At 45.9% G+C, this 14,189-nt stretch carries 7 protein-coding genes; 4 read left to right on the forward strand and 3 right to left on the reverse strand.

Annotated features, from left to right (window positions below):
- Positions 1-2 precede the first annotated feature (2 nt).
- Positions 3-1,514: a tryptophan halogenase family protein gene (locus BEL05_RS20020; RefSeq protein ID WP_069672187.1), complete on the reverse strand. Its 1,512-nt coding sequence runs from the start codon at positions 1,512-1,514 to the stop codon at positions 3-5.
- A gap of 80 nt (positions 1,515-1,594) precedes the next feature.
- Positions 1,595-4,327, reverse strand: a complete 2,733-nt coding sequence (locus BEL05_RS20025; RefSeq protein ID WP_069672188.1) for a TonB-dependent receptor — start codon at positions 4,325-4,327, stop codon at positions 1,595-1,597.
- A 486-nt stretch (positions 4,328-4,813) separates the two neighbouring features.
- On the opposite strand from BEL05_RS20025, the gene BEL05_RS20030 reads away from it, so the two are divergent.
- From BEL05_RS20030 to BEL05_RS20045, 4 genes are all read left to right on the forward strand, one after another.
- Positions 4,814-6,436, forward strand: coding sequence for an alpha-glucosidase family protein (locus BEL05_RS20030; protein ID WP_069672189.1), 1,623 nt, complete (start codon positions 4,814-4,816; stop codon positions 6,434-6,436).
- Positions 6,437-6,630: 194 nt separating this feature from the next.
- Positions 6,631-7,848, forward strand: a complete 1,218-nt coding sequence (locus tag BEL05_RS20035; RefSeq protein ID WP_069672190.1) for an RsmB/NOP family class I SAM-dependent RNA methyltransferase — start codon at positions 6,631-6,633, stop codon at positions 7,846-7,848.
- A gap of 67 nt (positions 7,849-7,915) precedes the next feature.
- On the forward strand, positions 7,916-10,153 hold the full coding sequence (locus BEL05_RS20040; RefSeq protein WP_069672191.1) for a bifunctional diguanylate cyclase/phosphodiesterase: 2,238 nt from the start codon (positions 7,916-7,918) through the stop codon (positions 10,151-10,153).
- 149 nt (positions 10,154-10,302) lie between these two features.
- Positions 10,303-13,446, forward strand: coding sequence for a DEAD/DEAH box helicase (locus tag BEL05_RS20045; protein WP_175427356.1), 3,144 nt, complete (start codon positions 10,303-10,305; stop codon positions 13,444-13,446).
- Positions 13,447-13,462: 16 nt separating this feature from the next.
- Here the strand turns inward: BEL05_RS20045 and BEL05_RS20050 are convergent, their stop codons facing one another.
- Complete coding sequence (locus tag BEL05_RS20050) at positions 13,463-13,882, reverse strand: secondary thiamine-phosphate synthase enzyme YjbQ (RefSeq protein ID WP_069672272.1); 420 nt, start codon at positions 13,880-13,882, stop codon at positions 13,463-13,465.
- Positions 13,883-14,189 lie beyond the last annotated feature (307 nt).

Below are 14,189 nucleotides of genomic sequence, written 5' to 3' on the forward strand. Positions count from 1 at the left end.
TACTATGCATCGTGCTGCGCAGGGGCGCGGCAGTGATGATGAATAAATTGGTCATGGGATGGGAGTTGATCGCAGCTGTTGCGGTAGATCCCAGAGAGATCGCTCAAGAATTGTGATAATTGCTGTCCAGTTAAGCCCTCTGTGAGGGGGTGACAGCGCTGTGGGACTATGCCTTGCCCCAACATGACTTGCACCCATGCGGCTTCTGAAAAGAGCTCTTCTTGATGCCTAAATACATTGCCTGTTTGTTCAAACAGCTCAATTTTTTCCCGCAGACTCTCAGGGATTGCCATGGTTTGGCAATATCGCCAAAACGGCAGTTCTTGGTGTTGATTGAGCCGGTAGTGGAGAATAATAAAGTCGCGGATCTGCTCAAACTCACGTTTAGACTGGCGGTTATATTCATCTTGGTAGCTGCTTGGCATATCTAGGGTTGGAAACAGTTTAATCAGCCTAATAAGTCCAGATTGGATAAGGTGTAAACTGGTGGATTCTAGCGGCTCAAGAAACCCACTTGAGAGTCCGAGCGATACACAGTTTTTATGCCACTGCTTAAGACGTCGGCCTGGGGTGAAGCGTAGCTGTTTTGGCGTCCCTATGGCTTCATTATCGAGGTTGTCTAAAAGCTCCTTTTGAGCTTGTTCATCACTCATAAATTGGCTGCTATAGACAATGCCATTACCCGTTCGGTGTTGGAGCGGAATGCGCCAGCGCCAGCCCGCTTGGTGGGCAATAGAGCGAGTGTAGGGGATTGTCAGTGTTGTGGGTTTGCACGGCACTGCAAGTGCGCTATCACACAATAGCCAGTGACTGTAATCGTCATAACCCGTTTTGAGCGCCTCTTCGATAAGTAACCCCTTGAAGCCAGAGCAGTCGATAAACAGATCGCCCTTGATAGACTGACCATTCTCTAGCGTTAAGCTGTCTATAAAGCCATTGTATTGATTAAGATGAACGTCGCCTACCTTCGCCGCAATACGTGTTACGCCCTGTTGTTGGCTACGCTCGCTTAGCAAGGCTGCATACAGCGTAGCGTCAAAATGATAAGCGTGAGTGATACCCGGAAGGCTTGGGCCCTTGATCGTGGCTAAGGGAGTGAAGCGGTTGGCTTTAGCCGCCTGATAATTGAGAGAGTAATCCCAAAAGCTGGCCGTGTCCGCAGGTTTAGATTTAAGCCAGTAGTGGTGAAAGGGGGTTAAGGCTAGATCTTTACCGAATTGGCCAAAGGCGTGCATATAGCTGTCGCCTCTTTTATACCAGTTTTCAAATTCAATCCCGAGTTTAAAGGTGCCTTGTGTCGCTTTGATAAAGTCGGGCTCACTGATCCCAAGGGCTTGGTTAAACACTTGCAGCGGCGGGATCGTCGCTTCACCCACACCAACGGTCGCTATATCAGGCGATTCTATAAGCGTGATATTGAGTTGTTGGCCCATCAGGCGTGACAGCATCGCTGCCGCCATCCAACCCGCGCTACCTCCACCGACAATTACTACGTGTTTAACCTTTGTGTTCATTCAGTTGTCCCTAATAGGCCGCTAGTAAAAAAACGCCCCCGTAACAGGATTACAGAGGCGTTTTATGTGGGGCTAGTTAATTAGAACTTGTAGTTCACCCCTAGCATGTAGTTACGACCGTAGTTTTGGAAGTCACGTACTTCACGTTTGTCATCACCAAAGTAAGAGGTGAATGGCTCATTGGTCAAGTTGTTCACTTGCAATAGCACTGACAGGCCATAAAGGGCGTCGATACCACTTTCAGAGAAGTCGTAACCAATTTGCGCATCAACGACCGTTTCGGCTTTGATGTTAACGTTTTCACGTTGCAAACTGATCTTGGTCACTTCACCTAAGAAGTCGCTGCGGTAGCGAGAGCTGATGCGTGCATCAAAGCCACTGTTTTCGTAGTAAACCGTCGCGTTGAAAGTCTTTTCAGACAAACCCGGTAAGGTTGTTGCTTCGCTGTCGGCTGTTTCTTTGACTTCGCTGTCGTTATAGGTACCGCTTAAGATAGTACCAAAACCATCAAGGGTGTCAGCGAAGATGCCAAAGTCTAGCGACAGAGACGCTTCGATGCCTTGAACATAGCCGCCTTGGCCATTTTGTGGCTGAGTCACTAGACCAATTGGGTTACCTGGTTGGTCTGGGAAAAGTTCACCAAAGTTAAATGCTGACTGCTGATCATAGACATAGTTTTCAAGATCTTTGTAGAACACGGCTAAGGCAAAGTAACCTTGGTCGCTAAAGTAGTTCTCGTAGCTGATGTCGTACTGACGGGCAAGCCAAGGCTTTAGGTATGGGTTACCCGCACCACCAGACCAGTTGACACCGTCAGTTGGGTTAGCATTGTAGCTAAAGTTAACGTTAGCATTCATCTTATCCATACGAGCACGGGTAAGGGTACGCGCTGCCGCAACACGAACCATCTGGCCTTCAGCCACTTCAAAACCTAAGTTGATGCTGGGTAACCATTCTGTGTAGGTATCACCAGCAGTAATTGGTGTCTTGATGACGGTACCACTGTCTACCGTTGCGATGGTGCCATCAGAGCTTTGATCTGTGTGCACAGCTTGCAGACCGACATTACCTGTGATGGGAAGATCCCAGAGTTCCGTTTCAAGGTTGACCTTAACAAAGGCGGTCGTTACCTCTTCATAGACATCCCAAGAGTTCGTCGCACGGCTTAGGTCAACGGAATCAGCGTTGGTTTCGATGTAATTGCCATCGTTGTAGAAGGCTAATGAATCGTAACTTAGCATGTCGCCCATACCAAAGAAGGCCAGTGAGGTTGGATCAAGTAGGTACTTATCCGGCACTGTCATCATGTTTGGATAATCTTTTAAAGTTAAGTAGTAACCGTTATCGCGTTTGCTCTTATCACGATCGGTGCGGTTAAGCCCAAATTGAATACTACGCACGGCGCCATCGTCGAATACATACTCTGCGGCAAGACGCAGAGATTTTAGTTCATCGTCAATTTCAGGTTTGTTGATAAAGCCATCTTGGCTATCTGGGCCTATTGGGTTACCCCAGCTGAACGCGCCACCCAGTTTAATCAAGTTCGGGTCTGCATAATCTAAATTATGGGTAAAGTCATAACCGCCTTGGCCATTGTATTCAAAGCCTAATGTATCTGTGGCGCCATTACCGTTACCACGGCCAGTGCCGCTGTAGCTTTCCATACCGAGGTCAGTACGTTCTGCTTTTGACAGGGCGATATCGGCTTCTACACTCCAGTTATCATTGATAGTGAACTTGTTGTTCCAACCAATTGATAGTGATTTAGCATCACGAATATTGACGTCGTTACGTACAATAACCGCTGCATCATTGATAGTACCTTTAGTGACGAGGCCATCTTCAGTTTCAAGCGCGGTAATACCTGTATTACCCCAACCAGCACCCCATTGGCCTGGGATCTCGATACCACGTAGACGCTGATCGTCTTTAAATTTAGTGTAATAAACATCAACCACTGACTTAAAGCTGTCGTTTGGCTGATATTCAAATACCGCCATTACGCCATCACGTTCGAGTTCACTTGAACGAACGAAAGGCTTAGCACCACCAAGCACCTTTGGGTTGGCCGCATCATAGTCAAGTTCTGGATAGCCCCATGCTTGCCAACGTTCCTCTTGGTTAGGCGACTGCATACGCGCGTAACCAATAGCGATACCAATGGTTTCGTCGGCGAACTGGTCGACATAAGAGATGCTGCCACGATAGCCTTTATCCGTTGAGCCGCTATTGAGCGCACCCAAATCATTCATCTCACCACGAAGTGAAACGGCGATAGTTTGCTCGCCATAAGTCAGTGGGCTAATGGTTTGCATATCCACTGTACCACCAATGGCTTGCGCCATTACTGAGGCATCAGGAGTCTTATACACAACCACTCGGTTGAGGAGTTCAGAAGGGTATTGATCAAACTCAACACCACGGTTATCGTTGACCGAGGCTTGCTCGCGACCATTTAAGGTTGCTGTCGTAAAGTCAGGACCCAGACCCCGGATAGAGATAACGTTTGCGCGACCATCTAAGCGTTGAGCTGCAACACCTGGAAGACGGGCCAGTGATTCGGCGATACTCACATCTGGGAGTTTACCGATATCTTCTGCTGAAATAGCTTCAACGATAGATGATGAAGACATTTTAAGCGATTGAGATTCTTGTAGGCTACGGCGAATACCGGTGACCTGAATGACTTCGATTGACTGTTCTTGAGCCTGCGGCTCAACATCAGTTTTTACTTCTTCTGCTGCGTAGCCCTGTACACTGGCGCCGGCCGCAATCATAGCGAGTGTGAGTAGGCTAGGTTTAAATTGAAACATCCATCTTCCCCTTTTTTCACTCTACCGGTCTGTTTGCAATCGTTGTGCGTTAAGGTCGCATTTAATGGCAAAGTTAAGCAATAGAGTGATTGAGTGTTGCTTGTTATTTTACTTGTTTCTAAGTTGTTATGTAGCAGTGACGATACTACTCCCGCTTCGAAGCACCAAACAATATTATGCATACGTATTCAAAAGTAGCTCGGGGTAATTTTATCCATCAATATTGGCCATTTTCACTGCAATTAGTAACCGGCAATTATAATTTATACCAATGTTTTTATTAGCTATTTATTATCGCTGTTGAGGTGTGTTTTAACAAGAATAGTTATGCATACGTATGCAGGGATATTGAACCCGATTTAGTGGATGCGTATGCTCGTTTCATTCTAATAACATAAGTTATCGACAACTTGTGGGTAACATTGGCGTAACGCAGCGCGCTTTAACCAACAGCGAAAGCTACGCGATATGCGCATAGGGGCAATAATGAATCAAGTTTCTTGGTGGCGAGGTGCAGTCATCTACCAGATCTATCCTCGTAGCCTTATGGATTCCAATGGCGATGGCGTAGGTGATCTGCAAGGGATCATCGCCAAACTAGACTATATTGCGAGCCTAAATGTTGATGCGATTTGGATATCTCCATTTTTTAAATCGCCAATGAAAGATTTTGGTTACGACATTAGCGATTACAGAGCGATTGACCCCTTATTTGGCACCATGGCGGATTTCGATGAGCTGATCGCCAAAGCACACAGCCTAGATATTAAAGTCGTTATCGACCAAGTGTTGAGTCACACGTCATCGCAGCATCAGTGGTTTGTGGAAAGTCGCCAAGACAAATTAAATCCTATGCAGGATTGGTATGTCTGGGCCGATCCCAAAGAAGACGGCACACCGCCGAATAACTGGCTAGCGATATTTGGTGGCTGCGCCTGGGAGTGGGAACCGCGTCGTCAGCAATACTATTTGCATAACTTTTTGACTAGCCAGCCGGATCTGAACTTCCATAATGCCGATGTACGCGCGGCCGTGCTCGACAACGTCAAGTTTTGGTTAGACAAAGGGGTAGATGGCTTCCGACTGGATGCGATCACCTTTTGCTATCATGATGAGCTGCTCAGAGATAACCCCGCAAAACCTGCTGACATGCGTCAAGGGCGAGGTTTTAGCGAAGATAACCCGTATGCATACCAATACCACTTCTATAATAATACTCGTCCGCAGACGGTTAGTTTTATCGAAGATTTGCGCCAGTTGATCGATCAGTATCCTGGTGTTGTTACCTTAGGTGAAGTCTCATCTGAGGATTCACTGGCCACCATGGCTGAATATACTCAAGGCAATGGCCGCTTGCATATGGCCTACAGTTTTGAACTCTTGACTGATGATTTCAGCCCACAATATATTCGCCAAACCGTTGAAGCCTTAGAGCAGAGTATTGGCGATGGCTGGCCCTGTTGGGCGATAGGTAATCATGATGTTCAACGTGTAGCCAGTCGTTGGGGTAAAGGGGCTTTTAATGGTGACATGGCAAAAATGTTGAATGCGCTGCTTTGTTCACTGCGCGGCAGTGTTTGCAGTTATCAAGGTGAAGAACTGGGGTTAACCGAAGTTGAAATAGGGTATGAGCAACTTCAAGATCCCTTTGGCATCGCATTCTGGCCGATGTTTAAAGGGCGAGATGGTTGTCGCACACCTATGCCTTGGACCAACCAAGCTCAATTTGCTGGCTTTAGTGATACGAGCCCTTGGTTGCCAGTGTGTGATAAACACTTGCCGTTAGCCGTTGAACAGCAGGAGCATGATGCCGACTCAATCTTAAATTGTTATCGTCAGTTATTGGCGTGGCGCCAGCAGCATCCAACATTAATTACTGGTGACATCAAATTTATTGAAGCCAATGACAAGGTGTTGTTGTTTGAGCGCCGTACTGCTGACGATCGCATATTGGTTGGGTTTAACTTCTCTGTGCAACCACAAACATTGACGTTGAAAGAGATCAAGGTTAAAGCTCTGTTGAGTGGGCATGGTTTACCTAAAGCTCGATGGGTTAATAGTGAAGTTCAGTTTGATAGTTATGGCTGTTTTTTTGCCAGTTTAGTGTGAAAATAGTTAAACGCTGATTTTAATATATTGGTTGCATCGTTATTAAGAGCGATTGATACGAGTAGAAAAGGTAAGCCTTAGGCTTACCTTTTCTGTTTCTGCTATATTTGCCCACAGTTTATCGCTTCGATCACTTGCGTATTGCAGTGGTTACTCCTATGATCCTCACCGATTTTTCTTAAGTAGGCTCTATCATGCTAAATGCTCCGCTTTCAGCCAGTTCAACCGAATTAGTCATTAACGTGCTCACTATGGTGCTCAACGAAGGGAAACCCCTAGACAGAGCCTACTCGCACCATTTTTCAGGACTTAAATTAGCGCCGGCAGAGCAAGCGCGGATCACGGCTGTGGCGGGTGATATTTTACGTCGACTTAATTTGTACTGCTTTTTGGCAGATATAAAGAGTAGTGAGATTGAGCGTTTAGGCACTCAGCTGCTTAATGCATGGCATATGTTTCACGGTTTGGAACTGCCTAAAATGCAGTATGCGTTGAAGGTTGAGCAAACTGATTTTGACCAACGTCTCATGGAAGCAAAGCAGCAGGGCGCACTATTTGATGGCTGCCCTGAATGGTTAGATGAATTGGGGCAAACTCAAATTGGCGACAAATGGCCTGCCGAACGAGCCGCACTCGCAACACCACCCAAACGGTATTTGCGGACTAACTTGCTCAAAGGTACGCGAGAAGAACTGATCAAAACGTTAGCCAAAGAAGGCGTGCAAACCAAAGTGGTTGAAACGGTAGATACAGCTGTCGAAGTGATGTCTGATTCAGCCCTATTTAGAACTGAAGCATTTAAAAATGGTTTGTTTGAGCAGCAAGATGCTGGTTCGCAATTGGTTGCAACGGCGGTTGATGCTAAACCGGGAATGCGTGTTGTCGATGCGTGTGCAGGTGCTGGTGGTAAAACATTATCGATAGCGGCGCAGATGCAAGGCAAGGGACGCTTGCTAGCTATGGACGTCGAGCAGTGGAAGTTAGATAGCCTCAAGCAGCGTGCTCGCCGCGCTGCAGCGCATAATATTGAAACTCGAATTATTGCTAGCAGTAAGACCATTAAACGCTTGAAACTTACCGCTGATAGAGTATTACTTGATGTGCCGTGCTCGGGCCTGGGGGTACTTAAACGTAACCCTGATGCCAAATGGCGAGATACCCCAGAACGCTTGCCTGTATTAGTGCAGTTGCAAAAAGATATTTTGCAAAGTTACAGCCGTATGGTGAAAGTAGATGGCATCTTAATTTACGCGACTTGTTCAATTATGCCTCAAGAAAACCGTGAACAAGTCGATCTATTCTTAGCCAATAACCCTCATTTTGTCTTTTTGGATGATGAAAATATTAGCGTGGCAGAATCAGGCTTCGACGGTTTCTATCTGGCTCGGATGCAACGCACTGCTGAAGGATAAGCAAATAGCTGTGAAAAACAGTTTTGTGTAGTAGAGTGAAAGGAAGTTTGCACGCTAGGAGGGCATGATGCATCTAGGCTATGAGTCTATAACGCCGTTGGAGCGCGAAGAGGCGGATCGAGAGATCAGCATAAGGCGCTATAATAAAATCCTTACTATGGTGTTGGATGGTGCGCCCTTATCAAACATCCTATCGGCACTGGTGCGACAGATTGAGTACGAAAAACTCGGTACTCGTGCCTCTGTGCTGTTGCTGAGTGATGATGGCCTTAGCCTACTAAATGGCGCGGCCCCCAATCTGCCTGATGCTTACAATCGAGCTATTCACGGCGTTAACATTGGTGAAGGCGTAGGGTCTTGTGGTGAGGCGGCCTTCAGTGGTAACCGTGTTATTGTGGAAGATATTGCCACCCATCCCAACTGGATTGATTTCAAAGGCCTAGCGCTTTCACATGATCTATTGGCCTGTTGGTCAGAACCTATCAAGGGTATTAGTGGTGATGTGCTTGGCACGTTTGCCATGTATTACGACCAAATTAAATCCCCCAGCACTAGCGATCTGATCCTGATACAGGAAGCTGCACGATTAGCCAGCTTGGCCATTGAACGTAGCCGCGCTTTTCAATTTCAGCGCCAAGCGAGCGCGATTTTTAACCAATTACCTATTGCGTTAGTGACCACCAATGCGGAAGGTCATATTTTAGATGCCAATGAAACATTTTTTAATACAATGTCTTTCAATGGTGAAGATAAACGTCCGAAGGTTTTTTCTCCAACAAAGCATCTGAGTATCACCGGTCACTCTGATTGCGAGTTGATTGCTGCATCATTAACTGAGCGCGGACATTGGCAAGGCGAGGCCAAAGTTTTTAGGTTTGATGGACAAGACTTTGATGCAGAAATTACAGCCATGGCATTTAACGATAGCAGCGATAACACCATTTTTGCCTGGTTGATTTCAGATGTCAGTGAACGAAAGCAGGCACAAGACCTCATCTATTACCAAGCAAACTATGATCCTTTGACAGAGTTACCTAATCGTACACAGCTTTTTGAACGGATCACCGAGTTAACGCTTCGTGCTGATAAGGCCGATGGTTTTACCCTGATGTTGATGGATATAGATAATTTTAAGCAGGTCAATGACAGTTTGGGCCACTATTGTGGTGATCAATTGCTTATCGAAGTTGGCTGTCGGCTAAAAAAATTAGCTGGTGGCACCGGCACTGTCGCAAGGCTCGGAGGGGATGAGTTTGCGCTGTTATTGCCAAATGTTTGCGATATTGACGCTATCCGCACCTTTGCTCAGAAAATCATTAATACAATGGAGCAACGTTATGCATTAAGTGACAGTAAGCGGGTATATAGCAGTATGAGTATTGGTATTGCCCGATTTGGCGAAGATGCACACACCTTAGAGAAGCTGCTAAATTGTGCGGATCAAGCTATGTATGTAGCTAAAGAGGCAGGTAAGGGGCGTTACCAATTTTTTAATCAAGGGATGCAACAGCGAGCAGAGCGTACAGCACTCATGCATACTTGGTTAAAAACGGCGTTAGCGACGAAGCAGTTTGAACTGCTGTACCAACCTATTATAGAAGTCAGTACCGGCAAAGTTGTTCATGCTGAAGCCTTGATTCGTTGGTACCGAGAAGGCGAAACTATCTCGCCGCTTGAGTTTATTCCGGTTGCGGAAACCGATGGCTCTATCGTTGAAATTGGTGAATGGGTGCGGGAGCAGGGAATGCACCTGCTGTATCACTATGGTTCAAGCTATGGTTTTTCATTGTCTGTTAATGTTTCGACTCAAGAGATATGGTCGCACCTACTTCAGGACGGTCTGCTTACCTCTATAGATCGTATTGCCGCGCGCCTTGGTGACGACTTTCCGTTTGATCAACTGACACTGGAGATCACTGAGTCATTGTTGATGGAGGGTCATAGCAATCTTATTAAAGCGTTTGAACAGTTACGTGCCAAAGGCTGTAAGATTGCAGTAGATGACTTTGGTACCGGTTACTCATCACTTTCCTACCTCAACTATTTCCCCATTGATCAGCTGAAGATTGATAAGAGCTTCATTAGAAACTCTCAACAATCGCCCAAACAACAAGCCTTGGTTAATGCTATCACTAAGATGAGCCATGCTTTAAACCTGACGGTTGTTGCTGAAGGGGTTGAAGATCAATGGCAATTAGAATTTGTTAAATCTGTTGGGATCGATTTTGTCCAAGGGTATTTTTACTCTAAGCCGCTTAATAAAAAAGATTTTATAGCGTTACTTGAAGCCAGTAAGTCACGCTAACTTGCTTGTCATACACCACGAATGAGACCTTGCTCTCGCCTTGTTGCACATCCCCACATGTAGGTTTGGGGATCGAGCTAAGTGGTGGTATGCTTTCGCCTTTCGCCAAAAAGCATTATGGCCAAGTTACTTGGCTACGGAATAACGCATTGCTAGTATTATCTGACAGTTTTTCCCATCAAGAAATTTTCGCTGGACTACAGGCGTTACTTAGCCGACAACTCGTCCACTTTAGTGAAAGCGTAAGCCGTGTAGAGGGGCGCTTTACTCATGGGCGGGGAGAAATTAGTGCTCATCTTTTATTAGGGGCTGCGGCGTACACAGGGGAATGCAGTTGTAAGCAAAAAAAGTGCATCCATTTGGCAGCCTTAGCCATAGAACATTTGGCACAACCTGAGTCTGAATTCTCAGCGCGCAGCAGGCGGAATGACACTGCCATCAGGCTTTTTAGAAGCGAATTTAGCCAGTATTACGATCCGTTTCCGGCAATGGCGCGCCATCGTGTTATCTATCTGCTTAAGGTCATAGATGACGGCATTGAACTCAGTGTCTACAAAGGCTATTTAACCAAAGAAGGTCGATATCAACTGCGAGGTGAGTTGGGTCTTGATGTTGTCCAAAGCCAGCCAACACCTAAATATATTAGCCTCGCCGATAGACAAATTTTTGCCTTGCTCGCCGCAAGTTTAAACAGCTATGACCTAGAAACTCAACGTGGTCAGATATGTACCTTGTTGCCAAAGTCTCTCGGACAAGCGTTTTATCAGCTTATTACTGCCACACAACGTTGCTTCTTTGAAGAGGTCGGTGCGATACCGCTAAAGCTAGAGCGATTTTATGATGAAGACTACTTCGATAGGCAATTAATGGTAGCGGTCAGTCATGATGTGTATATCGACGAGTGCAGTCATAGCCTGCTTTTTGATTGTGCTGATGACGCAAGGATCAATCATCACCTACTTGATGATATTGACAGGGATGGTGAATGGTCACCACGATTGATGATAAAACGGCAGATGATGGATTTTCCTTGGTTATCTGACCCCATTGAGCCGGTTGAATTTGCAAAGTTTTATCTCGTTCACGGTAAACGTGCCTACACCTTAGATGAGTTACTCTATATTAGTGCAGACCATACAGCACTCATGGCACTTGTGGCGAAAAGTCAGCTGCAACTGCATCAATTTCCCCTAGTTTCCCATCGTCATGAATCGCCAATTAGTTTGGCGTTAGATTCCAGCGCTAGGCTGTTACCTGAGGCTATTGATTTACAAGCGGTAGCGCTGCGAAAATTGTCATTAGCGGGCTGGCAGATAGATTTTGAAGCAAAAAATCGGTTTGTTAAGGTGCAGAGCCACACTTGGTTTGCCGACGTAGAGGCCCAACCCGATCAAGATTGGTTTGAGCTAGGTATAGGTGTAGATATTGATGGCAAAAAGGTGAATTTGCTACCATTACTGCTTAATTTAATTCGCCAAGGCAAAATCTCTGCAGAGATTGGTGGCAAGCCAGTGACTGTTGAACTGGATTCCGGTGAACTGCTCACTTTGCCCGCTGATCGCGTTAAACGTATTTTGTCTGTCTTAGGAGAGCTTTACGAGAAGCAGCCTCTCAATGATAGCCAACGACTCAGACTGTCTCGCCATCAGTTGTCGCGGTTATCAGAATTAGATAAGGCAATCCTTGGTTCATCGTCGAGTAAGACCGAGGTATTGCGTTGGCAAGGCGCCTCGTGGCTAAGGGAGCAAGCGCAGGCGCTAAATCGTTTTTTAGAAACCAGCTCTGATGACACAGACTTTGTCGCGCCAAAGGGATTAAATGCAGTATTAAGAAGCTATCAATGCCAAGGCGTAAAATGGTTACAGTTTCTAAAAAAGCACAAATTTGCGGGTATATTAGCCGATGATATGGGCCTGGGAAAAACGATTCAAACCCTTACCAGCATAGCGTTAGATAAAGAGGCGGGAAAACTAAGTCAACCAATACTGGTTATTGCGCCCACTACGTTACTGAGTAACTGGCAGCATGAAGCTAAGACTTTTACACCAGATTTGACGACCTTAGTTTGGAGCGGACGTGCCCGCCACATTAATGCCAACCAGCTTAATCAGGTCGATATCGTGATCATCAGTTATGGCACCTTATTACAAGATGAAGCGCTGTTTATGGCGCAGCAATGGTATCAAGTGATACTAGATGAAGCACAAACTATTAAAAATAGTCGCAGTCGGGTGACTAAATTAGTTAATAAACTCAATACCAAGCATCGTCTCTGCCTAACAGGGACACCGATGGAGAATCACTTAGGTGAACTGTGGTCGCTGTTTCATTTTCTTATGCCCGGCTTTCTTGGCAGTGCAAGTCAATATCAGCGTCAGTTTAAGCTGCCGATAGAGAAAGAAGCCAGTGTGACGGCGCGTCAGCGCTTAGCCAGTCGTATCGCTCCTTTTATGCTAAGGCGGACGAAATCAAAAGTGGCTAAGGAATTGCCAGAAAAAACAGTGATTAACACTGTGATTCCATTGAGTCAGACACAAACAGATCTCTATGAAACAATCCGACTCACTGTGGCTGAGCAGTTACAGCTCGCGCTGTTAGAAACCGGAGCTAAAGCTAATCGCCTAGCCATTAGTAATGCGCTGCTGAAATTGCGTCAGGTATGTTGTCATCCTAGTATGCTTGCTAAATTAGCTGTTACGGAAACTGATACAGAGGCTGAAGCGTTAACCCTTAAGGCGGAAAACACAACAAGTGTTAATGAATCATCAAAATTGACCTGGTTGGCGGACAAGCTGCCTAATATGATTGAGGAGGGCCGTAATATATTGATCTTCTCCTCTTTCACGACCATGTTAGATCTTATCGCTGCGCAACTAGATCACTTAGCGATAGGCTACGAGATGCTGACAGGTAAGAGCCGTCACCGGGATAAGATTATCAGCCGTTTCAGAAGTGGCGAGGTCAATGTATTTCTTATTAGCCTCAAGGCGGGAGGATCGGGTTTAAACCTAACCGAAGCGGATATCGTTATTCACGTCGATCCCTGGTGGAATCCGGCAGCTGAAGAGCAGGCAAGCGATAGGGCTTATCGTATCGGCCAGCAAAAGCCTGTGTTCGTCTACAAACTGATCTGCAAAAACACGGTTGAGGAACGTATTCAACAGCTACAACAGAGCAAACATGCATTGGCGCAGAGCATGTATCAGACCGATGCGCTTTCTGTTGCAGAGATGGACCGAGATGACTGGCTAGCGCTGTTGCAGCCGATCACAGATCAAACAAACGATGCTTAACAATAGCGGTTATTGTTTATTGTCCCTGTATGGTCACAATGAGTGTACGACGACTGGCGTAGTCCCTAGCTTCACACAGGTAGATGCCTTGCCAAGTCCCCAAGTTAAATTGACCTTGAGTGATGGGTAGCGACAGTGATGCACCCAGCAGAGATGACTTTAAATGCGCTGGCATGTCATCGGGTCCTTCATAGGTATGGGTGTAGTAGGGGGCGTTCTCGGGGGCTAGTCGATTAAAAAACTGCTCGAAATCTTGTCTAACGCTGGGGTCGGCATTTTCATTTAGCGTGAGCCCTGCAGAGGTGTGTTGCAATAGCAGGTGCGCTACACCTATCTCTAGCTGCTTCAACTCGGGAATCGCACGGATGATCTCATCGGTGATCAAATGAAACCCCCGTGGGCGTGCATTAAGGGTTATCTGTTTTTGTATCCACATCTTTTTATCCATTTGTTATCTTAATTTGTTTCATCCAGTCTAATCAATACAATAGCTAATAGCATTCCTGTATTGAACCTATAACCGAACTTGTTAACTTAATCATTTTATCCACTAATTTTGCCATAAAGTAATGAGATTAAATAAGATTATATTAGCTGGGTAGGCTATCTTTTTCATTGTTCACTTTATAAGATAACCCCATCTTGGGGGCCTATGTTTGTAGAGGGCTTGTTTGGCAAAGGAGAACGCTGATGTGTACAAAGTTACCTAGGCTTGAGGGTGAAATTAGCAGGAGGTCTGCGTT

The organism is Shewanella colwelliana (assembly GCF_001735525.1).
GTDB classification, from domain to species: Bacteria; Pseudomonadota; Gammaproteobacteria; order Enterobacterales; family Shewanellaceae; genus Shewanella; species Shewanella colwelliana.